Here is a 23,709-nt window from a genome sequence, read left to right on the forward strand (position 1 = left end):
GGATCTCGACATGCCCACGGGTCGCGGACAGCGGCCTGCTAGTGACCGGCTTCGTGCCAGCTGTTGCCGATGCCGACCGAGACGTCCAAGCCGACCGTGAGGTCGGCCGCGGCTCCCATTTCGCGGCGGACCAGCTCTTCCAGTGCCTCCCGCTCCCCCTTGGCTACTTCGAACACCAGCTCGTCGTGGACCTGGAGCAGCATGCGCGACTTCAGCTCGGACTTGTCGAGCGCCCGCTCGACGTTCAGCATGGCGACCTTGATCAGGTCGGCCGCGGAGCCCTGGATCGGTGCGTTGAGCGCCATCCGTTCGGCCATCTCGCGGCGCTGGCGGTTGTCGGAGGTGAGGTCGGGGAGGTAGCGGCGCCGGCCGAGGATCGTCGAGGTGTAGCCGGTCTTGCGGGCCTCGGCCACGATGCCGCGGAGGTAGTCGCGGACGCCGCCGAAGCGTTCGAAGTATTCGTCCATCAGGCCGCGTGCCTCTTCGACCGCGATGTTGAGCTGCCCCGACAGGCCGTAGGCCGACAGACCGTAGGCCAGGCCGTAGTTCATCGCCTTGATCTTGGCCCGCATCTCGCCCGTGACCTCGGTCGGCGGAACCGAGAAGACCCTGGAGGCGGTGGCCGCGTGGAAGTCCTCGCCGGAGTTGAACGCCTCGATCAGGCCCTCGTCGGCCGACAGGTGCGCCATGATGCGCATCTCGATCTGGCTGTAGTCGGCGGTCAGCAGGCAGTCGTAACCCGGCCCGACGATGAACGCCTCCCGGATCCGCCGGCCTTCCTCGGTGCGGATCGGGATGTTCTGGAGGTTCGGATCGGTGGACGACAGGCGGCCGGTCGCCGCGATCGTCTGGTTGAACGTGGTGTGGATGCGGTTGTCGTCGGCCACGGTCTTGAGCAGGCCCTCGACCGTGGACCGCAGCTTGGACGCGTCGCGGTGGGCCAGCAGGTGAGCCAGGAACGGATGCTCGGTCTGGGCGTACAACCCCTGCAAGGCGTCGGCGTCGGTGGTGTAGCCGGTCTTGGTGCGCTTGGTCTTCGGCATCTGCAGCTCGTCGAACAGCACGACCTGCAGCTGCTTCGGCGAACCGAGGTTGATCTCCTTGCCGATCACTTGGTAGGCCTCGTCGGCCGCGCGCTTCACCGCCGACGCGAAGTGCGACTCGAGCTCCGACAGCCGCTCGACGTCGACCGCGATGCCGGCCTGCTCCATGCGGGCCAGCACGCCCTCGAGCGGCAGCTCCAGCTCGGTGAGCAGCCGCGCGCCTTCCTGCTCGTCGAGCTTCTCGTCGAGAGCCGCGGCCAGGTCGACCACGGCCCGCGCGCGCACCATCGCCGACTCGGACAGGCCGTCGTCGCCCATGCCCTCGAGCGTGAGCTGCCCGCTGTCGGTCTCCTCCGAGCGCAGCTCGCGGCGGAGGTAGCGCAACGTCAGGTCTGCGAGGTCGTAGGACCGCTGGTCGGGGCGTACGAGATAGGCCGCCAGCGCCGTGTCGGACGTCAGACCGGCGATCGACCAGCCGCGCGCGGCCAGGGCCAGCGCCGGCCCCTTGGCGTCGTGCATCGCCTTCGGCTTGGAACGATCGGCCAGCCAGGCACCGAACGCCGAGTCGTCCTCCGGCGTGAACTCGGTCGGGTCGGCGTAGACCGCGGCGCCGTCATGGACCGCCAGCGCGATGCCCGCGACGTCGCCCGTGCCCCGTCCCCAGCTGCCCTGGATGTGGACGCCGGTTCGCCCATCGGTCTTGGTGTTGGTCTCGAGCCAGCCGCCCAGCGCGCCGGGCGCGAGCGTCTCACCGGTGACGTCGAAGCCTTCCTCGGCCTCGGGCTCGGGAGCCTGCAGCGTCTGGAACAGGCGGTCGCGGAGCACGCGGAACTCCAGCGCGTCGAACACCTCGTGGACGGCCTCACGGTTCCACTGGTGGTGCACCAGGTCGCCCGGCGCCACCGGCAGCGCGAGGTCGCGGATGAGCTCGTTGATCTGCCGGTTCTGCAGCACCTGCCCGAGGTGAGCGCGCAGGTTGTCGCCGGCTTTGCCCTTGATCTCCTCGACGTGGTTGACCAGCTCGTCGAGCGAGCCGAACTGGTTGAGCCACTTCGCCGCGGTCTTCGGCCCGACCCCCGGCACGCCCGGCAGGTTGTCGGACGTCTCGCCCACAAGCGCGGCCAGGTCGGGATAGCGCTCGGGCGGGATGCCGTAACGCTTCTCCACCTCGGCCGGGTCGATCCGTGCCACCTCGGACACGCCACGCGTGGGGTAGAGAATGTGGAGCTGGTCGTTGACCAGCTGGAACGTGTCACGGTCGCCCGACACCACCACGACGTCGAAGCCGAGCTCGCAGGCCTGCGATCCGAACGTGGCGATGATGTCGTCGGCTTCGTAGCCCTCGACCTCGAAGTAGGGAATCACCAGCGCCTCGAGCACCTGCTTGATCAGCGCCACCTGCCCGCTGAACTCGTCGGGACTCTTGCTGCGGTTGGCCTTGTAGTCGCTGAACACCTCTGACCGGAACGTCTGCCGCGACACGTCGAACGCCACCGCGATGTGGGTGGGCTGCTCGTCGCGCAGCATGTTGATCAGCATCGAGGTGAAGCCGTAGACCGCGTTGGTGTGCTGGCCGGTGGCGGTGGAGAAGTTTTCCACCGGCAGCGCGAAGAACGCGCGATAGGCCAGCGAGTGGCCGTCGAGCAGAAGCAGACGTGGGGCCGTGGTGGCAGCGGGGGCGTTGGTGCTCACGCGGCGAGCCTAGTAGGCAGCACCGACAGCCGTGACGCGACGCGGCGGGCGGTAGCGTTCCCGCTCATGGACCTGTCCGATCTGCCCGACCAGCCGCTCCACGACAAGCTCGGCATCAAGATCACCGAGCTGACGCCGGAACGGGTGGTCGCCACCATGCCGGTCGAGGGCAACACCCAGCCGTTCGGTGTCCTGCACGGCGGCGCGTCGGCGGTGCTCGCCGAGGGCCTGGCCTCGCTGGGTGCCTGGGCGCACGCCCAGCGTCAGTCGCCGGGAGCGTTGGCCCTCGGCGTCGACCTGAACGCCACCCATCATCGCGCGGCGACGTCCGGGCTGGTCACAGGTGTGGCGAGCGCCATCCACCTCGGCCGCACCACAGCGTCGTACGAAATCGTGATCACCGACGACCAGGACCGGCGGATCTGCACCGCCCGGCTGACCTGTTTCATCCGCCCCGCCTCCGCCTGACGCATCCGGAGGTTGTCGATGCGCCGGCTTCTGCTCCGTCTGGAGCCCGTCCCACGGGCGTGGCTGGCGGAGTTCGTCACCGGCATCCTGCACGCGGTCGAACGGTTGCCGTTCAGGTCCGGACCGCTGGTGTTCGGTGGTGACGAGCCCGTTCTCGACGTCAGACGGCTGACCGACGCTCACGCGATGGCCGGCTCGCGATACGAGTACCGCGTGATCGCTGCTCCCGCCGACCATCCTCCACCCGAAGGCCATCTCACCGTACGGTCCAGGGACCCAGCCGGCACCACAGCGGTGGGCGCCGCCATGACCAACGTGCTGGGCGCCGGAGACCTCGCGACGGCCCAGCTGGAGGTCGGCCCGGACGCCCTGGCCTGCACCGCCTCCTACGACGCGGTCGGGTCGGTGGAGTCCCGGATCGCGGAGTGGCTGCGGCTGCGCGCCCGGATCGACGTCGACTTCGACGGGTGGTGGGACGGCGGCGGCGACGCGGTTCCGCTGCGGATCAGGCTGTCGCACGCGGCGGCCTCGATGATGCTCGGCGCCGAGGTGACGACTCTCCCCGATGGTCGGTGGGAGGTCACGCTCACGCTGGAGACGGACGGTCAGTGGTGGGCGCAGCCGCTGCTGCGGATCGCGCTCGAGTACGTCCAGCGCAGGCTGAGCCATCGCTTCGGCTCCGAGCCCGGCGAGCCGGTGTCGTTCGAGAAAACCGTCGCCGCCATCGAGCAGGCCTGGAACGACGGCATGCCAGGCCTCACCGCGCAGTCACCCAGCCGGCTGGCCGACCAGCTCCTGGCCGACGCCAGGTTCAGCGCAGGCTAGGTCGCCGCGGCGATAGTGTCCCGGCGCGACGCCGAACTCCCGCTTGAACGCGTTGGCGAACGCGAACTCCGAGCTGTAGCCCACCTTCTGCGCGATCGTGCTCAACGGCACGTCGGACTGCCGCAGCAGCAGCGCAGCCGCCGTCATCCGCCACCAGGTGAGGTACGCCAGCGGTGGCTGCCCCACCAGCCCGGTGAACCGCCGCGCGAACGCCGCACGGGACAGCCCCGACTCGGCGCCGAGCGACTCCACTGTCCACGGCCGCTCGGGGTAGTCGTGGATCCCGGCCAGCGCCGCGCTGATCGCGGGGTCGCGCATCGCCGCCGCCCAGTCGACCTCGTGTTCACGGCAGGGCTGGTCGGCGAACCACGCCCGCAGGATCAGCAGCAACAGGACCTCGAGCAGCGCCGGAACGACCACCTCGGCGCCGTTCTGCCGCTCCTGGAGCTCGCCGCTGAGCAGGTCGACCGCCGACCGCAGCTTCGGATGCTGCCCGAGCCGCGCCGGCATGTGGATGACTTCCGGCAGCTGGTCCAGCAGCGGGTGCCGGCGGGCCTGGTCCAGCTGGTACATCCCGCACACCATCACGCACGACGGCGCCGATCCGGCGGCCTCCCCTTCGTCCGGCCCGAGCCGGAAGACGGTGGAGGTGCGGGCCCGCTCGCACTCGGACGAAACGTCCTGGACCGTGACCAGCGGCCGGTCGAGGCTGTCGGCCATGCCGTGCCGCTGCCCGTGCGGCAGCAGGACGACATCGCCCATCGTCAGGTGGACCGGCTCGCCGTCGCTCGGCAGCAGCCAGCACGAGCCCTGCAGCACGATGTGGAAACCGGCGCCGGGAACCTCGGCGTAGCCTCGTCCCCAGGGCGCGTGCGCCTCGATCTGGTACGACCGCGGCTGGCCGGCCCGCATGGCGGCGATCACGGAGCTGAGTACATCCACGCCGACGATCCTACGTCGAGTCTCCAACATGAGACGTTCGCGTATGAAAGGGCGACTCTGAATTATGGGTCGTCTCTCGTTGACGCCGTACGGTCGTACACCATGACGAAGATCGGAATCATCATCGCCAGCACCCGTCCCGGCCGGATCGGTGAGTCGGTCGGTAAGTGGGTCCTCGACCAGGCCGAGCAGCACGGCGGCGCCGACTACGAACTGGTCGACCTGCGCGACTTCGACCTGCCGCACCTCGACGAGGAACTGCCTGCGGCGGCCGGCCAGTACACCAAGCCGCACACTCATCGCTGGGCCGAGAAGGTCGACTCGCTGGACGGTTTCGTGTTCGTGGTTCCGGAGTACAACCACGGGATGCCGGGCGTGCTGAAGACTGCTCTCGACTTCTTGTACAACGAGTGGAACAACAAGGCAGCCGGCTTCGTCGGCTACGGCGTCGACGGTGCACCGCGGTCGATCTCCCAGCTGCGGGCAGTGATGGGCTTCCTGAAGATCGCGGACGTACGCACGCCCGTCGGCCTGTCGCTGTACACCGACTTCGTCGACATGAAGGAGCTCAAGCCCGACGCCCGGCACGAGACCTCGGTCCAGACCATGTTCGACGAGGTGCTCGCCTGGTCCGAGGCGCTGGCGACCCTGCGCACCCCCGTCGCCGCCTGAACCCCGGTCGGCAGACCGCTGTGGACACGCACGAGTACCCACGTCCCGGCGAAGCGGCGTGGGCACTCGCGCGTACGGACGACGAGGCGCTTCAGGACCTGGGCCAGGTCACGTGACCAGGTCCTCGAGGTAGCGGAGCACGGGCGGGTCGGTTCGCAGATCGAACTCGACCCGGCAGCCGAGCGGGAACTGGATCCTCCGGCGCTGGTGGCCGAACGGAACGTCCGTGATCACCGGGAAGTCACCGCCGACGCAGCGCAGCACCAGCTCGCCGACGCCGGGATCGGCGACCAGCCCGACCTCCCAGTCGGCCGGTGCACCGATCACGAGCGCCGCGATCCCGTCGAACAGGCCGAGCAACCTGAGATGGGTGAGCCAGCTGTCGATCTCGGCGAAGCTCGCCCGCTGCGCCTCGAGCAGCAGGACGGTGCCGTCGGTCGAGGGCATCCACCGGGTGCCGGCGATCGGCAGGATCGACGGCAGGTTGCCGCCGACGACCGGCCCGGAGACCGTGCGGCCGGCCGCCCGGTGCACCTGCCACCCCTCGCCCGCGACCTCGCGTCCCACGATCGGGCCGGACACCATCGCCCAGAAGGCCTCCTCGGTCCGCCGCTCGATCTCGGGCTCGAAGAACTGGAAGCCGGCCGTGCCGTGGACGTTCGGCAACCCGGCGCGGGCCAGGAGGGCGTTGCCGAGCGCCGTGGGATTGCTGAAGCCGGTGAAGACCTTCGGGTCGGCCCGGATCGCGTCGTAGTCGAGCAGGTCGACCAGGTGCGCGGCTCCCCAGCCGCCGGTCGCCGGGAGCACCAGGCGTACGTCGGGATCGGTGAACATCGACAACACGCCGGCCGCCCGCCGCTCCGCGCTGCCCGCGACGTGGCCCTGCGCGTCGAGCAAACCGTCGGCCAGCCGGACGGGATGACCGCGACCCTCGAGGTAGCCGACCAGCCGCGCCAGCTTCGCCTCGCTCACCGGCGACGACGTGGCCACCACGCCGACCGGATCTCCGGGCTTGATCCGTGGAGGTTTCAGCACGTCCATGGCCAATGTCCTACCAGTGGCCCGCGAAGGGCACCGACAGGTATCGACTGGACAGCGCTTGTATTCTTGGTCACGAAAGGCATCGACCCGGCCATCACCGGTGAGCCTCCGGAAGAACGGATTCCCTCGGGACTCTCAGTAGAACCGGACGGGTTCGGCCCGTCACAGCCGGCCAACGAGCGGGCGTTCCGCAAGGGCGTCAAGCGAGGTGGTACCGCGGGCAGCGCACCACGGAGGGCGCCGTTCGTCCTCGCGTCCTACGAGCACCACCGAGACCAGGACGAGCGCCCGCAGATGTCAGCTTCCAGTGTTCCCGGCCGCACAGTCACCCCTGCTCCCGATCTCCCCAACGTCGAGCAGGCCGTGCTCGACTACTGGCAGGCCGACAAGACGTTCCAGGCGAGCATCGACAACCGGCCCGCCGACGACGAGTTCGTGTTCTACGACGGCCCGCCGTTCGCCAACGGCCTGCCGCACTACGGCCACCTGCTCACCGGCTACGTCAAGGACGTCGTTCCGCGCTACCAGACGATGCGCGGCAAGCGGGTCGAGCGTCGCTTCGGCTGGGACTGCCACGGCCTGCCCGCGGAGGTCGCCGCCGAGAAGGAGCTCGGCATCTCCGGCAAGCCCGAGATCGTGCAGATGGGCGTCGGTGCGTTCAACGACGCCTGCCGCACCTCGGTGCTGCGCTACACCCAGGACTGGCAGCGCTACGTCAACCGCCAGGCCCGCTGGGTCGACTTCGAGAACGACTACAAGACGCTCGAGACGCCCTACATGGAAAGCGTCATGTGGGCGTTCAAGTCGCTCCACGACAAGGGGCTCATCTACCAGGGCTTCCGTGTCCTCGCGTACTGCTGGCGGTGCGAGACCCCGCTGTCCAACACCGAGACGCGGATGGACGACGTCTACAAGGACCGCCAGGATCCCGCCAGCACGGTGTGGTTCGAGCTGGAGACCGGCGAGCGCGCGCTGGCGTGGACGACGATGCCGTGGACTCTCGTGCCGAACGTCGCGCTCGTCGTCGGCCCCGACATCGACTACGCCGTACTGGAGAAGGACGGCCAGCGCTACATCCTCGCCGAGGCGCGCCTGTCCGCCTACGACAAGGAGTTCGGCGACGCCGAGCGGGTCGGCACGCTGAAGGGGAGCGAGCTGGTCGGCCGCAAGTACACCCCGATCTTCGAGTTCCTCGCCGACCGGATGGCCGGTGTGCCCTCGGCGTTCACCGTGCTGGCGGGCGACTTCGTCTCCACCGAGGACGGCACCGGCATCGTGCAGGTCGCGCCCTCTCACGGTGAGGACGACTTCAACATCTGCACTGCTGCCGGCATCCCGACGGTGATGACGGTCGACGACCACACGCGGTTCACCTCGCTGGCACCGAGGTTCGAGGGCCTGCAGGTGTTCGAGGCGAACAAGCCGTTGCTGCGTGAGCTGCGCGAGCGCGGGATGCTGGTGCGGCAGGACTCCTACGTCCACTCCTACCCCCACTGCTGGCGCTGCGACACACCCCTTGTCTACAAGGCCGTCGACAGCTGGTTCGTCGAGGTGACGAAGTTCAAGGACCGGATGGTCGAGCTCAACGAGCAGATCAACTGGACGCCGTCACATGTGAAGGACGGCTCGTTCGGCAAGTGGCTGGCCAACGCCCGCGACTGGGGAATCAGCCGGAACCGCTTCTGGGGCTCACCGATCCCGGTGTGGAAGTCCGACGACCCGAACCACCCCCGCGTCGACGTCTACGGCTCGCTCGACGAGCTCGAGCGTGACTTCGCCCCCCATGGATTCAGTCGGCCGACCGACCTGCACCGCCCGTACATCGACGAGCTGACCCGTCCGAACCCCGACGACCCGACGGGCAAGTCGACGATGCGCCGGGTGCCCGAGGTGCTCGACTGCTGGTTCGAGTCGGGTTCGATGTCGTTCGCCCAGGTGCACTACCCGTTCGAGAACACCGACTGGTTCGAGAGCCACTACCCCGGCGACTTCATCGTGGAGTACACCCCGCAGGTGCGCGGCTGGTTCTACACCATGCACGTGCTCGCGACCGCGCTGTTCGACCGGCCGGCGTTCCGCAACTGCGTCGTGCACGGCAACATCCTCGGCGACGACGGCCGCAAGATGAGCAAGAGCCTGCGCAACTACCCCGACGTGTTCGAGATGTTCGACCTCTACGGCTCGGACGCGATCCGGTGGGCGCTGAACTCCTCGCCGGTGCTGCGTGGTGGCGACCTGTCGGTCAGCGAGACGCTGATCCGCGACAGCGTGCGGCAGGGAATCCTCCCGCTGTGGAACGCCTACTACTTCTTCACGCTCTACACCAACGCGGAGCAGGCCACGGCGCGCTGGCATACCGACTCCTCGCACGTGCTCGACCGTTACGTGCTGGCCAAGCTGCACGACACGGTGGCGGCGGTGACGTCGAGCCTGGACGCCTACGACATCGCGGCCGGATACTCCGAGGTGCGGGCTTTCCTCGACGTGCTGACCAACTGGTACGTCCGGCGTTCCAGGGAACGCTTCTGGGCCGGCGACCAGGACGCGTTCGACACGCTGTTCACCGTGCTCGAGGTGCTGTGCCGGACGGCCGCGCCGCTGCTGCCGATGGTGACCGAGGAGGTGTGGCGCGGGCTGACCGGTGAGCGTTCGGTCCACCTCACCGACTGGCCGTCGGCGGCTTCGCTGCCGGCCGACTCCGAGTTGGTCACGGCGATGGACGCCGTACGCAGCGTCTGCTCGACCACGCTCGCGCTGCGCAAGACGCGCGGGCTGCGGGTGCGGTTGCCACTGTCGACGCTGACGGTGGCCGCGCCGGACGCCGGAGCGCTGCGGCCGTTCCAGGACCTGATCCGTTCGGAGGTCAACGTCAAGCAGGTCGTGCTCGACGAGAACGTCGGGGCGCACTGCCAGCGTGTGCTGTCGGTCGTGCCGAGGGCGCTCGGGCCGCGGCTCGGCAAGGACGTCCAGCGGGTGATCAAGGCGGTGAAGGCCGGCGACTGGTCGGTGCCGGAAAACGGGTCCGACGGCGCTGTCGTCGCGGGCGGAACGGCTTTGCTGGAAGGCGAGTACGAGCTGAAGCTCGTGCCGACCGACCCGGAGTCGTCAGCGGCGCTGCCCGGCGAGGTCGGCGTCGTCGTACTCGACACCGAGGTGACGCCCGAGCTGGCGGCCGAGGGCCTGGCCCGCGACGTGATCCGCGCCGTGCAGCAGGCCCGCCGTGACGCCGGCCTCGACGTGTCCGATCGGATCCGGCTCGTCCTCGACACCGACGCCGACGTCCAGGAAGCCCTCGAGGCCAACCGGGAGCTGCTGACCGGCGAGACACTGACGACCGAGCTGGTGTTCGGCGAGGCCGAGAACGGTGAGTCGGTCGAGATCGCCGACGGCTCGGCGCTCCGGCTGAACATCACCAAGGCGTAGGTCTGGCTCCGAGCCTCACGCAACCGCGCACCGCTGCCCGCGTCGAACCCCGGCCGAGGTTCGACGCGGGCAGCGGTGCCGGAAGAACACCTAGACGCGGGGCGGATACCAGTACGGGTACGGCACCTCCGGCGCGCTCGCCTTGTCCAGACGTGCCAGGTGCTCGTCCGTGAGCTCCCACTCCAGTGCGGCGAGGGTGGCTTCGAGCTGCTCGAGCGTGCGGGATCCGACGATCGGCGCCGTCACGCCCGCCTGCCGGCGTACCCAGTTCAGCGACACCTGAGCCGCGGGCCGGCCGGTCTCGGCGGCCAGCTCATGTACGATGTCGAGGACTCGCCAGGTCTCCTCGCGGGCGTAGTTGTCCCACTTCATCGTCGAGCCGTGCAGGCTGGCGGCCTCGACCCGGCCGCCCGGCAGCGGCCCGGTGCTCCCCCGCCGGTAGCCACCGGCCAGCCAGCCACCGCGCAGCGGGCTCCACGGGATGACGCCGAGCCCTTCCTCGACGGCGACCGGGATCAGCTCCCATTCGGCCTGCCGGTCCAGCAGGTTGTAGAGCGGCTGCAGGCTGCTGAACGGCTCCCAGCCGTTCGCCCGCTGGAGGTCGACGGCCTTCTGCAGCTGGGCCGGCCGGAAGTTGCTGACGCCGAGATAGCGCACCTTTCCGCTGTCGACCAGGCCGTTCAGCGTCCGCAACGTCTCCTCCAGCCGGGAGGCGCTGTCCCAGTTGTGCACCTGGTAGAGGTCGATGTGATCGGTCTGCAGCAGCCGCAGGCTCCGGTCGACGGCGGACAGGATGTGCTTGCGGGTGAGGCCGGTGTCGTTCACGCCGTCGCCGGTCGGGTAGTGCACCTTGGTGGCGATGACGAGGTCGTCTCTGCGTTGCCGGCGAAGCCAGCGCCCGAGCAGCGTCTCCGACGTGCCGTTGCCGTAGACGTCGGCGGTGTCGATGAAGTTGCCGCCCGCTTCGACGAAACGGTCCGCCACCGCCTTGGCGGCGGCCTCGCTCTCCTCGCGCTCGAACGACATGAATCCCAGGCAGAGCTCGCTGACCTTGAGGCCGGTCGTTCCGAGGAAGCGGTACCGCATGAGATCGCCCTTCTCGCGTTTCGTGGCAGCGGTGGTGGCGGCCGTCGTCGACCTTCCGAAAGCGACCGCCGGAAGTCCCGGGCCAATCCCCGAGCGGCAAACCGGCCCAATTCGGATGGACGCGCGCCAAGCCCGCGTCCGGACGTGGACAGCGCCTGTCCGGTCTTGTCCGGCGGCATCCAGAATGCCTGCGTGGCCTGCGGGAAACCGGTTACCGTAAGCCCATGATCAGCCGGAGAACCTTCAGCCAGCTCGCCGGCACAGCGGCCGTCGGAGCCTTCGTGGCCGGCGGTCAGCCGGCACCGGCCAGTGCCGCCACGGCGCCGCCGACCGTGACGGAGTCCGACACCGAGATCCAGGTCGACAACGGACCGGTGCAACTTGTCGTCGACAAGTCGAACGGCCGCGCCACCGGCATCAGGTTCGGCGGCCAGAACCTCGTCGGCGCCGGTGGACGCGGCAACTACGACATGAACAACGCCCGCGAAGGCGCCGCGCTCCCCCTGCCGCCGGCCGACAACGGCTTCGCGATCCGGCAGCAGGACGACTTCGTCGATGTCGTCTTCGGTTACAGCCCGACCGACAGCGGGCCGTTCTGGCTGGAACGCCACCACATCCTCCGCGGCGGAGAGCCCGGCATCCACCTGGCCAACACGTTCCACCACACCGCCGACCTGCACGGCTTCCGTTCCGACCAGCACCGCTACGTCTTCTATCTCAACCGCGACATCTTCACCCACGGCTGGGTCGGCGACGACCCGATCGGCGTGCGCTGGCGTTCCGCGGCCGCCGAGCTGCCGACGCCGGACGACCTCGCCAACTCACCGATGGTCATGGACGCGACCCACGACCTGCAGGCTGTCGGCTCCCGTTACGCCCGGCGGTACTACACGAAGTACGACTGGGCGGTCTATCTCAAGGACCACAAGCTGCACGGCCTGTACGGCAACGGCCTCGGCATCTGGCTCGTACTCCCCAACAAGGAGGCGTTCAGCGGCGGCCCGGTCCGGCAGGACCTCACACTGCACCAGACCGCCGACCGTCCGGTGCTGCTGGTGGAGCCGCAGGCCACGCACTACGGTTCGCCTCCGGTCCGGGTCGCGGCCGGGCAGGAGTGGCGCAAGACGTACGGACCGTACTTCGTCTACTTCGCCCAGGGCGACGATCCGGCGCGGATGCGCGCGGAAGCCCTGTCCTATGGCGGTTTCGGCGCGCACGCGGCGTTCTACGACCGGCTCGCGCTGTCCGGCTGGAGCGCCTCGACCGAACGCGCGGCCGTCACCGGCCGCGTCCGGATTCCCGGCGCGCGGCGGATGAACGGCGCCGTCGCCGTGCTCTCCGACAACGGTGCCGAGTTCCAGCGCACCGCGCTCGGGCACTGCTACTGGGCGGACGTCGAGGACACTGGCGACTTCCGGGTACGCGACGTCCGGCCGGGCACGTACCGGCTGACGATTCATCGGCCGGGCGTCTGGGGCGAGTACGTCCAGGACGACGTGGTGGTCACGGCCGCCCGGACGCTGCGGCTCGGCGACCTCACCTGGCGTCCGGTCGGCAACGGGCAGACGGTGTTCCAGATCGGGACGCCGAACCGGACCTCGGTGGAGTTCCACAACGGCTCGATCTTCCGGCAGTACGGCCTGTTCCAGCGTTACGCGACGGAGTTCCCGGACGGTGTGACCTACACGGTCGGCAAGAGCACGAACGACGACTGGAACTATGTGCAGTACCAGCGGCCCGGTGGTCCCCCTGCCGTGCCGGAAGGCTCCGCGGTGGTGCCGCCGGGCACACCAGGCGTCTGGCTGTTCGACTGCGGTGGGGCCGGCAGCCCGGTCGCGGCCGGCTACACGCGGCTCGCCAACTCGACGGTCTACTCCGCCGGCCTCGGCTACGGCCTCGACCACGCCGTGGACTTCCGTGACCGCGGTGCACCGGACTCCCTGCGCGGCGACTTCCTGGTCGGCGGCGGCTACACGTTCACCCTCGACGTACCGGCCGGGTCGTACGACGTGACCGTACTCTCCGGCGACGCGATCGCGGCCAACCGCACGACGCTGTCCGTGCAGGGCGGACCGGAGGTGACGCTGAGCACGGCGACCGCGGAGTACGCCGTGCACCGCACCACCGCGACCGTGTCGGATGGCACGCTCGTGCTGGCGTTCGGCGGTGACGGCCGCGCGAACGCGATCGAGGTGACGGCAGCCGGTGCGGCGTACTCCGCCCTGTCGGACCTGTCGGTCGCCGGCTTCGGCCTGACGCCGGCGTTCTCGCGGTTCCGTTCCGACTACGTGGTCGAGGTGCCGTACGACGTCACGTCGCTCGAGGTCACGACGACGGACGCCGGCGGCAGCCACACCCGTACCGTCGAGCTGACCGCGAACGACCAGACGGTCGAGCTCGTCACCCAGGCTCCGGGCGCGGCACCGGCGACGTACCGGCTGCGCGTGCGACGGCAGCAGGCGCCGTGGCGGATCCGCTTCGACCTGGCGGCGAACCCCGGCTCGGTCGCGACCCTGACGATCGCGATCGCGGCCTGGGCGATGGACACCGCCCGCGACGTCCCTGGCGTACCGAGCAACCTGACCATCACGTTGAACGGCGACAAGCAGGTCTGGACCTTCGACCCCGACGAAACCCGCGGCGCGACCTACCGCAGCGGCTGCGGCGGCCGCACGTTCCGCCGCGAGTTCCGCTTCGACAGCGCGATCCTGATGCCGGCCGGCAACGAGATCGTGCTGCGGCTGAACGAGGGCACACCGCCCCAGGTCGGCACCGAGGTCGCCTACGACGCGATCCGCCTCGAGATCGGCGACTAGGGGCACGAGGCGCACCGATGAGTTTTCCTCCCTCTCTCCGTCATAGCTTTCATGACCGAGAGAGGGACACCCATGAGCACACCGACCACCTCACTCGACTCCCGGTTCAGCCAACCGGGCGCCACACCGACCTCCTGGGACGACACCCTGCGGGTAATCGAGACCGCTGAGCTGTTCTGGATCACCACCGTCCGGGCGGACGGACGACCGCACGTCACCCCGCTCCCAGCCGTCTGGCTCGACGGCGCCCTTCACTTCGGCACCGGCGCCGCCGAACAGAAGGCGGTCAACCTGCGTGCGAACCCGCACGTCGCCCTCACCACCGGGCGCGACGACTGGGACCGCGGCGTGGACGTCGTCGTCGAGGGCGAGGCCGTTCAGGTCACCGACGACGCCACACTGCACCGGCTCGCCGCCGCGTGGCGCGCGAAGTGGGACGGATCCTGGCAGTTCGAGGTCCGCGACGGCGCCTTCCACCACGACGGCGGTGGCCAGGCGCTGGTGTTCGCCGTCGCCCCGGTCAAAGTCCTCGCCTTCGGCAAGGGCACGTTCTCCCACACCCGGCACCGCTTCTGACTCCGGGCGCGGTCCCGCCCGTTAGTCTCGGCTGGTGTTTCGCGGAATCGGGACGGTCGTCAACGTCGTTACGGTGCTCGCCGGGTCGAGCCTCGGGGTGCTGCTGGGCAATCGGCTGCCCCAACGTACGCGGGAGGTGGTCACTGACGCGCTCGGGCTGGTGACGCTGCTGATCGCCGCCACGTCGGCGTTCGCGGTCGGTGAGAGGGTGCTGGCCGCGGCTGTGGGAGACAGTGCGCCGGTGCTGATCGTGCTCGCGTCGCTCGTGATCGGTGGGGTGGTGGGCTCGCTGCTCCGGCTGGAGAACCGGCTGGAGGACGTCGGGCAGGTGCTGCAGAAGCGGCTCACCCGCGGCGCCGCCAGCGAGGAACGCCGGCGGTTCGTCGAGGGCTTCGTCACCGCGTCCCTGGTGTTCTGTGTCGGCCCGCTGACCATTCTCGGCTCGGTGTCGGACGGCCTGGGCCGGGGCGCGGACCAGCTGTTCCTGAAGGCGACGCTGGACGGCTTCGCGGCGATCGCGTTCGCGGCCTCGTTCGGCTGGGGCGTCGCCGCGTCGGCGCTCGCGGTCCTGGTGATCCAGGGCGTACTCACCCTCGTCGGCGCGCTCGCCGGCGACTTCATGTCGGAGGCCCAGATCGTCGCCCTCACCGCGACCGGTGGCCTACTGCTGGTCGGTGTCGCGCTGCGGCTGTTGCGGATGAAGCAGTTGCCGGTCGGCGACCTGCTGCCCGCGCTCCTGGTCGCCCCACTGATCACCGCGCTGGTCGCGGCGTTCCGCTAGCCCGCTCCCGGCACCTCGGCCGACGAACTCCGCGACCGCCAGCGCGGACACGCCGGCGAGCAGCGCGACCACCGAGAACGCCGACGGCGCGAACAGCCCATCACCGGTGAAGACGAGGTACGCGAGGACCGAGCGGGCCAGCGACGCCAGCACGTACGCCGTGAGCGAGCCGAGCACCAGCACCCACCCGACCCGCCGCAGGCCGGCGGCGAGGACCGTGGACTCCACCCGCCCACCGACGATCCGCAGCAGCCACCACAACGTCAGCAGGCCGGTGAGCACCCCCGGCAGCCACGTCATCAGGTAGATGGCGGCGCCGGCCATCGCGAACAACGCGACGGCCAGCAAGCCCTCGAACAGATCCAGCCGATGAGCCCGCGAATTGTCCCGCATCCTGCCGATTCTCACCGGCGATGACATACCGCGGGTTTGACGCAGGCGAAGCCTGGAGGACCGGAACGTGGCCAGCCGGCGTCAGGCCACGCCGAGGTAGGCGTCCTTCACCGCGGGATCGTTCAACAGCTCCGAGCACGGCGCCGTCTTCGTCACCCGCCCGGTCTCGAGCACGTAGCCCCGATGCCCCACCGTCAACGCCTGCTGGGCGTTCTGCTCCACCAGCAGAACGGTCGTCCCCTGCTCGTTGATCTCCTTGATGATCGAGAAGATCTGCCGGATGAACTGCGGCGCCAACCCCATCGACGGCTCGTCGAGCAGCAGCAACCGCGGCCGCGCCATCAGCGCCCGCCCGATGGCAAGCATCTGTTGCTCCCCACCCGACAACGTGCCACCGCTCTGGCCGCTGCGCTCCTGCAACCGCGGGAACAGCCCGAACATCCGTTGCAGATCCGACGCGATCTCCTTGCGGTCCTTGCGGGTGTAGCACCCCATCTCGAGGTTCTCCCGCACGGTCATGCCGGGAAAGATCCCCCGCCCTTCCGGCGCCAGCGAGATCCCCCGGACGACCCGCAGGTCGGCCCGCAACTTGCTGATGTCAGCTCCGTCGAACGTGATCCGCCCTCTGCTCAACGGCAGCAGGCCGGAGATCGCCTTCATCGTGGTGGTCTTGCCGGCACCGTTCGCACCGATCAGCGTGACGATCTCGCCCTGCTCGACGCTGATGCTGATGTCGCTCAGCGCCTCGATGCGGCCGTAGTGCACCGACACGTTCTCAAGCTCGAGCAGACTCATGGCTCAAGAACCCCCAAGGTAGGCCGAGATGACGGCCGGATCGTCGCGTACGTCGGCGGGTGTGCCCTCGGCGATCTTCTTGCCGAAGTCGAGCACCACGATCCGGTCGGTGACACCCATCACCACGCGCATGTCGTGCTCGATGAGCAGGACGGTGTAGCCGTCCTCGCGGATCCGGTTGATCAGCTTCATCAGATCGTCCTTCTCAGACGGTGTGAAGCCGGCGGCCGGCTCGTCGAGGCACAGCAGCTTCGGCTCGGTCGCGAGCGCACGGGCGATCTCGAGCCGGCGTTGATAGCCGTACGGCAGGTTCTTCGCGCGGTCGGCCGCGCGGTCGGCGATGCCGACGAACTCCAGCAGCGCCATCGCGCGCTCGACGCCGGCCTTCTCCTCTGCCAGGTGCCGCGGCCAGCGGACCAGCGCGCCCGGCACGCTGGTCTTGTGTCGCGCGTCGGTGCCGACGACGACGTTCTCGAGCGCGGTCATCTCGGCGAACAGCCGGATGTTCTGGAACGTACGGGCGATCCCGGCCCGCGTGATCTGGAAGCGCTTGCGCCGGTTGATCGCCTTGTTCTCCAGCAGGATCGTGCCGGACGCCGGCCGGTAGACACCGGTCATGGCGTTGAAGCAGGTGGTCTTGCCGGCACCGTTCGGCCCGATCAGGCCGAGGATCTCGCCACGCTTGATGTCGAACGAGACCGAGTCGACCGCCGTCAGGCCGCCGAACCGTACGGTCACGTCGCGCATCTCCAGCAGCGTCTCGCCGACTTCGACGACGACCTCGCGATCGGCGGCGACGGCCTCGGCCACCTCCGCCTCGTGCGCCGCACGTTCCTCGGCGCTCATCTGCTCGACTTCGGCGACGATGCCCCCGACGACGGGCGCCGGCTCCTCCTGCGCGTCGCCGGTCTGCTCGTCGCGGGGCTGCTCGGGTGTCGGGTCCGTCATCGCGTCTCCGCCCCCTCACGGTGCTCGGCCAGCGCACTCTCGGTGGCCAGTTGCTCGGGCTTGCCGATCAGCCGCTGGTAGGCCTGCCGGCCGTAGGAGAGCAGGCGTTGCCGCGCCCCCAGCAGCCCTTGTGGCCGGAAAATCATCAGAATGATCAGGGCGAGACCGAAGACCAGGAACCGCACGCGCGGGTTCATCTGGAACCAGTCGGGGACGTAGGAGATCACGAACGCGCCGAGCAGCACGCCGACCTTGTTGCCGGACCCGCCGAGCACGACCGCGGCCAGGAACAGGATCGAGGTGACCACGTCGAACTTCTGGTTGTTGATGAACCCGATCTGACCCGCGTACAGCGCGCCGGACAGGCCGCCGATCGCCGCGCCCATCACGAACGCCCAGATCTTGAACCGGACCGTCGGGACGCCCATCAACTCGGCCGCGTCCTCGTCCTCCCGGATCGCCACCCACGCCCGTCCGACCCGGCTGCGCTCGAGGTTGCCCACGAAGACGAGCACGACGATGATCACGGTGACCATCAGCCAGTACCACGGTCGGCCGTCGGTCTGGGTGAAGATCGGGGTGCCGTTGGAGTGGGTTCCCGGCGGGCCCGCGACCTCCCGGAATCCCAGGTTGCCGCGCAGCGGTGTGAGGTTGTCGGCCAGCAGCCGGACGATCTCGCCGAAGCCGAGCGTCACGATCGCCAGATAGTCGCCGCGCAATCGTAGGGTCGGCGTGCCGATGATGACGCCGGCGACCATCGTGACGAGCATCGCGACCGGGATCACCACCAGCCACGGATAGCGCGACTCCAGGAACGAGTCGACGCTGGTCATCACGGCGGCGACGTAGGCACCGATCGCGAAGAACGCGACGTAGCCGAGGTCGAGCAGGCCCGCCTGGCCCACCACGATGTTCAGGCCGATCGCGATCAGTGCGATCCGGGCCGCGTTGTACAGCGCGAGGTCGTAGTCGGTGCCGGCGGGCGGCGCGAGGAAGCCCAGGAACGGCAGCGCGTAGACCAGCGCGATGAGCGGGATCAGCAGCGCCCACTGCTCGAACCGGCTGCGGGAGTTCCACCAGTCGCGGGACGCCTGGCCGAACGGACGCCTGCCCTGGCTCGCGGTGGTCGTCGCGTCGCTCATGCTCGTGACCTTCCTAGCGACTCACCCAGGATGCCGGTCGGCCGGATCATCAGGATGAGAATGAGCAGAACGAACGCCACGACGTCACGCCACTCACCGCCGAACAGCGACTGGCCGTAGTTCTCGGCAACGCCGAGGATCAGCCCGCCGAGCAGGGCGCCGCGCAGGTTGCCGATGCCGCCCAGCACGGCCGCCGTGAACGCCTTGATGCCGAGCAGGAACCCGCCGTTGAACAACACACCCTGCGGGATCTGCATGATGTAGAAGAGCGCGGCGGCACCGGCCAGCAACCCGCCGACGGCGAACGTCAGCATGATGATCCGGTCCTTGTTGACACCCATCAACGTCGCGGTGTCGGGATCCTCGGCGACCGCGCGGATGCCGCGGCCCATCCGGGTCCGGTTCACGAACATGTCGGTGATGAACCACATCAGGATGGCCGCGATGAAGACCGTGAGCTGGATGTTGGTGACCCGGGCGTCGAACAGCTCGAAGATCTTCTCCGGCTTGACCAGGCGAATCGCGGGTTCGGGGTTCGCGCCGCGCCAGAGGTAGATGCCGTACTGAATGGCGAAGGAAGCGCCGATCGCGGTGATCAGGAACACCAGGCGAGGTGCGTTCTTGCGACGCAACGGCCGGTACGCGACGCGCTCCAGGATCAGGGCCGTTGCCGCCGAACAGATCATCGCGACCAGACAGGCGGCGAGCAGGTTGATGACGAGTGCCGCGATCCCTGTCTGCAGGGTAGGACCGGGTTGGTAGCCCAGGAACGTGAACGTGAAGTACGCGCCGAAGGCTCCGACGATGAAGACCTCGGAGTGCGCGAAGTTGATGAGGCGTAGCACGCCATAGACCAGCGTGTAGCCGATCGCCACCAGTGCGTAGATCGCACCGTAGGCCAAGCCGTCCACGGTGTTGAGCCAGAACAGATCCTTCAGCAGACCGACGTTGAAGTCGATCCACCCATCACCACTCTGGGCAAGGTAAATCAGCTGAGAACTCAATCCGATCGCCCATTCTCGTCAAGGAGAAGACTCAAGGAGCACCACTCCGGTTACGGCGGCGGTGGGGTGCGGTTGTGATGACCGCACCCCACCGCGCGACTTGCCGTCGTTTACTTGGTGATGTCCTTGAAGTGGACGATCTGGCCGTTCTGGACCTTGTAGATCCAGACCGGCGTGTTCTTGCCCTCACCGGTCGGCTCGAACTGGAAGAACTTCGTCAGGCCCTGGCCCTTGTAGCTCTTGACGTAGTCGAGCAGCTTCGGGCGAGTGTTGAGGCCCTTGTCGATACCCGACAGCAGGATCGTCGCGGCGTCGTAGGCCTCCGGCGAGTACGTGCTCGGCTCCTTGCCGTTGGAGACCTCTTTGTAGGCCGCCGTGAAGTCGGGGAAACCGGCCGACGGCAGGCACGGGCAGCTGAGGTAGACACCCTCGGCCGCGTCGCCGGCGTTCTTCACGAAGTCGGCGTCACGCACGCCGTCCGGGGCCACGATGTTGCCTTCGAAGCCCTGGTCCTTCAGCTGCTGGATGAACGGTGCGGCCTCCGGGTAGTAGCCGGAGTAGAACACCGTCTCGGGCGCGTCGTTGACGATCTGGCCGACGACCGCGGAGAACTCCTTCTGACCGGTCTTGACGTCGCCGGTGCCGGTGAGCTTGTCACCGAGCGCTCCGGAGATCGTCTTCGCCAGGCCCTTGCCGTAGGCACTGTCGTCCTGGACGACGTAGACCTTCGACGACTTCAGGTCGTTCTCGATGAACCGGGCGACCGCCGGACCCTGCACCGCGTCGTTGCCCAGCCCGCGGAAGAAGTGCTTCCAGCCGTGGGTCGTGAGGTCAGGGTTGGTCGCGGAAGCCGTGACCGACACCAGACCGGCGGTCGACAGGGACGCGCCGACGGCCTCGGACTCACCGGAGAACGCCAGGCCGACGTTGCCGAGGATCGTCTTGTCGTTGATCATCTGCGTGACCGGGCCGGGCGCGGTGTCGGGCGTGCCACCGGTGTCGAACTTCTTCAGGCTCACCTGGCAACCGGGGTTGGCCTTGTTGTGCTCGTTGACGGCGACCTGGACGCCGTTCAGGATCGCGATGCCGAGCTGTGGCGCCTGACCGGCGATCGTGCCGGAGTAGGCGATCGACGTGCCCTTGGCGCACTTGCCCTTGCCGTCACCGGCGGCCTTGACCACGTTCGCCGGAACCTCCGGCGCCGGGTCTGCCTTCAGGTTGGCCGCGCCGGTGTCGCCGGGCGATGCCGACGACGTGTCTTCCGGCTGCGTTCCATTGTCAGCGTTCTGTGCGCACGCGGCGATGCTGAGCGACAGTGCCGCCGTCAACGCCAGAACCGGCACGATTCGTGCCTTATACACGCGAACCTCCCTTTGCCAACGCACGTGTCATTGGAGTTGCGGCAGTTTTTTCAGCTTCGTACCGCACGTCGCGCGAAAAAATATCGTGCGCGAGATGCTCACGACAAGTCACCGTGACCACTCCGTAGCCGGAGTCAGGGCACACGGTTCCTCCTTCGGCCGCCCATAATCCGGCTGGTCGCCGGACCTGCCCACGGATCTCGTGGGTGTGCCGAGACTAGCCCTACGTGGATACCGAAGTGAACGAAGCACACGCGGCTCTTACAGTGTTGTAACCGAACATCGCGGAACGGTCACGACTCGGCTACGGCCTGGCCACCCTCGTCGCTCGCGGCGTCACCGTCAGTGGTGGCGTTGTCCGTTTCGTCGATTACGTGCTGGGCGACGCGGGCCATCGAAAGCCGCTTGTCCATCGCGGTCTTCTGGATCCAGCGGAACGCCTCGGGCTCGGAGAGGTCGAACTTCGCCTGCAGCAGCCCCTTGGCGCGGTCCACGAGCTTGCGGGTGGCCAGCTGCTCGGTGAGGCTGTCGACCTCCTTGGCGAGTTCGCGGACCTCCTCGAATCGCGAGACCGCGATCTCGATGGCCGGAACGAGCTGCTCCTTCTTGAACGGCTTCACGACGTAGTGCATCGCACCGGCGTCGCGGGCCCGCTCGACCAGCTCGCGGTCGCTGAAGGCGGTGAGGATGATGACCGGGCAGATCCGCTCGGTCGCCACCTGCTCGGCGACCGTGATGCCGTCGACCTTGGGCATCCGGACGTCGAGGATGACGAGATCGGGCTTGAGCTCCTGAACCTGGGTCAGGGCTTCCTCGCCGTTGCTCGCCTGGCCGATCACGTCATAGCCTTCCTCGCGTAACATCTCGGCGAGGTCCAGGCGGATGATTGCCTCATCTTCGGCAATGACGACGCGTCGGGGCGTGCGCTCGCTCAGGTCCGGCACGGCGGGCTCCCTCAAACTGGAAACAGGGGTGATTCGGTCGGCCGGGCGAATCCGGCCGCCGCCAGCCTACCTGCCATGCAGGTCGGACCTGTCAGCATGCCGCCCGGTGTGCCCGGTACTATTTAGCAGCTATCTGGCCGGGTTGGCGGAACGGCATACGCGGTGGTCTCAAACACCACTGCCCGAAAGGGCTTGTGGGTTCGAATCCCACACCCGGCACAGACAGTTCTTCACTCTCACGAACGCAACAGGGCCGGCGCACGAAGCGCCGGCCCTGTTCGGTTTCTGGACGTCCTCAGGTCTGGTAGCCCGGCACGTCGGCGGCCACAGCGTCGCCGATCCGGTGGACGCGGAGGGCGTTGGTGCCGCCCGGGATGCCAGGCGGGCTACCGGCGACGATGACCACGGAGTCGCCGCGGCGGCAGGAGCCCACGGCCAGCAGCGCCCGGTCGACCTGCTTCACCATGTCGTCGGTGTGCGCGACCATCGGCACGAGGAAGGTCTCCACACCCCACGTCAGCGCCAGCTGAGCCCGGGTGTCCTCCACCGGCGTGAACGCCAGCAGCGGCACGTTCGAGCGATAGCGCGCCAGTCGCCGCGCGGTGTCGCCGGAGTGGGTGAACGCCACGAGATAGCGCGCTCCCAGCCGCTCGGCCACCTCCCACGCCGCCTTGGCGATCACGCCTCCCTTCGTACGCGGCTCCCAGTCGATCCGGGCGATCCGTTCCAGGCCGTGCTCTTCGGTGGTCTCGACGATCCGGGCCATCGTGCGGACCGACTCGATCGGGTAGATGCCGACGCTGGTCTCGCCGGACAGCATCACCGCGTCGGCACCGTCGAGGACGGCGTTGGCGACGTCGGACGCCTCCGCGCGGGTCGGGCGGGCGGCGTTGATCATCGAGTCGAGCATCTGGGTGGCGACGATCACCGGCTTGGCGTTGGTACGGGCCAGCTCGACGATCCGCTTCTGGACCAGCGGCACCTCCTCGAGTGGCATCTCCACACCGAGGTCACCGCGCGCGACCATGAAGCCGTCGAACGCGTCGATGATCTCCTCGAGGTTGCGCACCGCCTGCGGCTTCTCGATCTTGGCGATGACCGGCAGCCGGACCTTCTCCTCCGCCATGACACGCCGCACGTCCTCCACGTCCCGGGCGGAACGCACGAACGACAGCGCGATCATGTCGGCGCGCAGATGCAGCGCCCAGCGCAGGTCGTCGGTGTCCTTCTCCGACAGAGCTGGAACGGACAACGCGGCACCAGGCAGGTTGAGGCCCTTGTTGTTGGACACCTTGCCGCCGACGACCACTCGCGTGACCACATCGGTTTCGGTGACGTCCTCGACCTCCAACGCGAGCCGGCCATCGTCGACGAGGATCGGGTCACCGGGCTTCACGTCGCCCGGAAGCCCGTCGTAGGTCGTGGAACAGACGTCCTTGTCGCCGGGCACCTCCCGGGTGGTGATCGTGAACCGGTCGCCGTAGACGAGGTTCGCCGAGCCCTCCGCGAAGCGGCCGAGGCGGATCTTGGGTCCCTGCAGGTCGACGAGGATGCCGACACCGCGGCCTGCCTCCTCGGCGGCCTCCCGGACCAGGTTGTAGATCCGCTCATGCTCAGCGTGCGAACCGTGGCTCAGGTTCAGCCGGGCGACATCCAACCCGGCGTCGACGAGCTCGCGAATCCGCTCGGGAGTGGAGGTTGCGGGACCGAACGTACAAACAATTTTCGCGCGACGCACGTCCCCGAGCTTAGAGGTG

At 68.6% G+C, this 23,709-nt stretch carries 19 protein-coding genes and 1 tRNA gene; 8 read left to right on the forward strand and 12 right to left on the reverse strand.

What is annotated here, in order from left to right; translation table 11 throughout:
* Window positions 1-38 precede the first annotated feature (38 nt).
* Window positions 39-2,735 (reverse strand): DNA polymerase I, encoded by a 2,697-nt coding sequence (polA, locus tag ACYVF6_RS34000; protein ID WP_460527300.1) that lies wholly within the window; start codon window positions 2,733-2,735, stop codon window positions 39-41.
* Window positions 2,736-2,801: 66 nt separating this feature from the next.
* Here polA and ACYVF6_RS34005 point away from each other — a divergent pair, with 66 nt between their 5' ends.
* Both ACYVF6_RS34005 and ACYVF6_RS34010 read left to right on the forward strand, forming a co-directional pair.
* Window positions 2,802-3,203: a PaaI family thioesterase gene (locus ACYVF6_RS34005; protein ID WP_460527302.1), complete on the forward strand. Its 402-nt coding sequence runs from the start codon at window positions 2,802-2,804 to the stop codon at window positions 3,201-3,203.
* A gap of 18 nt (window positions 3,204-3,221) precedes the next feature.
* Window positions 3,222-4,028: a hypothetical protein gene (locus ACYVF6_RS34010; RefSeq protein WP_460527304.1), complete on the forward strand. Its 807-nt coding sequence runs from the start codon at window positions 3,222-3,224 to the stop codon at window positions 4,026-4,028.
* Here ACYVF6_RS34010 and ACYVF6_RS34015 read toward each other — a convergent pair.
* Window positions 3,972-4,970: an AraC family transcriptional regulator gene (locus ACYVF6_RS34015; RefSeq protein ID WP_460527306.1), complete on the reverse strand. Its 999-nt coding sequence runs from the start codon at window positions 4,968-4,970 to the stop codon at window positions 3,972-3,974. The genes ACYVF6_RS34010 and ACYVF6_RS34015 overlap by 57 nt on opposite strands.
* A 102-nt stretch (window positions 4,971-5,072) precedes the next feature.
* Between ACYVF6_RS34015 and ACYVF6_RS34020 the strand changes: the two genes are divergently transcribed.
* Complete coding sequence (locus ACYVF6_RS34020) at window positions 5,073-5,642, forward strand: NADPH-dependent FMN reductase (protein ID WP_460527308.1); 570 nt, start codon at window positions 5,073-5,075, stop codon at window positions 5,640-5,642.
* Window positions 5,643-5,750: 108 nt separating this feature from the next.
* Here the strand turns inward: ACYVF6_RS34020 and ACYVF6_RS34025 are convergent, their stop codons facing one another.
* A complete protein-coding gene (locus tag ACYVF6_RS34025; protein ID WP_460527310.1) occupies window positions 5,751-6,683 on the reverse strand; it encodes a S66 peptidase family protein in 933 nt (310 codons plus the stop codon).
* Window positions 6,684-6,749: 66 nt separating this feature from the next.
* Between ACYVF6_RS34025 and ileS the strand changes: the two genes are divergently transcribed.
* On the forward strand, window positions 6,750-10,106 hold the full coding sequence (ileS, locus tag ACYVF6_RS34030; RefSeq protein WP_460527312.1) for an isoleucine--tRNA ligase: 3,357 nt from the start codon (window positions 6,750-6,752) through the stop codon (window positions 10,104-10,106).
* A 90-nt stretch (window positions 10,107-10,196) separates the two neighbouring features.
* Here the strand turns inward: ileS and ACYVF6_RS34035 are convergent, their stop codons facing one another.
* Window positions 10,197-11,192 carry an aldo/keto reductase gene (locus tag ACYVF6_RS34035; RefSeq protein WP_460527314.1) on the reverse strand — a complete coding sequence of 332 codons (996 nt, stop codon included), beginning with the start codon at window positions 11,190-11,192 and terminating at the stop codon, window positions 10,197-10,199.
* 224 nt (window positions 11,193-11,416) lie between these two features.
* Here ACYVF6_RS34035 and ACYVF6_RS34040 point away from each other — a divergent pair, with 224 nt between their 5' ends.
* From ACYVF6_RS34040 to ACYVF6_RS34050, 3 genes are all read left to right on the forward strand, one after another.
* The gene (locus ACYVF6_RS34040) at window positions 11,417-14,008 is read left to right on the forward strand and encodes a polysaccharide lyase family protein (protein WP_460527316.1); all 2,592 of its coding nucleotides are present in this window, start codon (window positions 11,417-11,419) and stop codon (window positions 14,006-14,008) included.
* Window positions 14,009-14,080: 72 nt separating this feature from the next.
* Window positions 14,081-14,584: a pyridoxamine 5'-phosphate oxidase family protein gene (locus ACYVF6_RS34045; RefSeq protein WP_460527318.1), complete on the forward strand. Its 504-nt coding sequence runs from the start codon at window positions 14,081-14,083 to the stop codon at window positions 14,582-14,584.
* A gap of 34 nt (window positions 14,585-14,618) precedes the next feature.
* A complete protein-coding gene (locus ACYVF6_RS34050) occupies window positions 14,619-15,365 on the forward strand; it encodes a DUF554 domain-containing protein (RefSeq protein ID WP_460527320.1) in 747 nt (248 codons plus the stop codon).
* On the opposite strand, the gene ACYVF6_RS34055 is transcribed toward ACYVF6_RS34050, so the two are convergent.
* From ACYVF6_RS34055 to ACYVF6_RS34085, 7 genes are all read right to left on the reverse strand, one after another.
* Window positions 15,246-15,758: a hypothetical protein gene (locus tag ACYVF6_RS34055; protein ID WP_460527322.1), complete on the reverse strand. Its 513-nt coding sequence runs from the start codon at window positions 15,756-15,758 to the stop codon at window positions 15,246-15,248. The genes ACYVF6_RS34050 and ACYVF6_RS34055 overlap by 120 nt on opposite strands.
* A gap of 81 nt (window positions 15,759-15,839) precedes the next feature.
* Window positions 15,840-16,553: an ABC transporter ATP-binding protein gene (locus tag ACYVF6_RS34060; protein ID WP_460527324.1), complete on the reverse strand. Its 714-nt coding sequence runs from the start codon at window positions 16,551-16,553 to the stop codon at window positions 15,840-15,842.
* 3 nt (window positions 16,554-16,556) lie between these two features.
* Complete coding sequence (locus ACYVF6_RS34065; RefSeq protein WP_460527326.1) at window positions 16,557-17,501, reverse strand: ABC transporter ATP-binding protein; 945 nt, start codon at window positions 17,499-17,501, stop codon at window positions 16,557-16,559.
* Entirely contained in the window at window positions 17,498-18,643 is a 1,146-nt protein-coding gene (locus ACYVF6_RS34070) for a branched-chain amino acid ABC transporter permease (RefSeq protein WP_460527328.1), read from the reverse strand. Before ACYVF6_RS34070 ends, ACYVF6_RS34065 begins: the two co-directional genes overlap by 4 nt.
* A complete protein-coding gene (locus ACYVF6_RS34075) occupies window positions 18,640-19,647 on the reverse strand; it encodes a branched-chain amino acid ABC transporter permease (RefSeq protein WP_460527330.1) in 1,008 nt (335 codons plus the stop codon). The genes ACYVF6_RS34070 and ACYVF6_RS34075 overlap by 4 nt, the downstream gene beginning before the upstream one ends.
* Before the next feature lie 110 nt (window positions 19,648-19,757).
* On the reverse strand, window positions 19,758-21,008 hold the full coding sequence (locus ACYVF6_RS34080; protein ID WP_460527332.1) for a branched-chain amino acid ABC transporter substrate-binding protein: 1,251 nt from the start codon (window positions 21,006-21,008) through the stop codon (window positions 19,758-19,760).
* Window positions 21,009-21,301: 293 nt separating this feature from the next.
* Entirely contained in the window at window positions 21,302-21,952 is a 651-nt protein-coding gene (locus tag ACYVF6_RS34085; RefSeq protein WP_460527334.1) for an ANTAR domain-containing response regulator, read from the reverse strand.
* Between the two features lie 136 nt (window positions 21,953-22,088).
* On the opposite strand from ACYVF6_RS34085, the gene ACYVF6_RS34090 reads away from it, so the two are divergent.
* Window positions 22,089-22,171, forward strand: a tRNA-Leu gene (locus tag ACYVF6_RS34090).
* 76 nt (window positions 22,172-22,247) lie between these two features.
* On the opposite strand, the gene pyk is transcribed toward ACYVF6_RS34090, so the two are convergent.
* Window positions 22,248-23,690: a pyruvate kinase gene (pyk, locus tag ACYVF6_RS34095; RefSeq protein ID WP_460527336.1), complete on the reverse strand. Its 1,443-nt coding sequence runs from the start codon at window positions 23,688-23,690 to the stop codon at window positions 22,248-22,250.
* Between the last annotated feature and the right edge of the window lie 19 nt (window positions 23,691-23,709).

It is taken from the genome of Flindersiella endophytica, assembly GCF_054779015.1.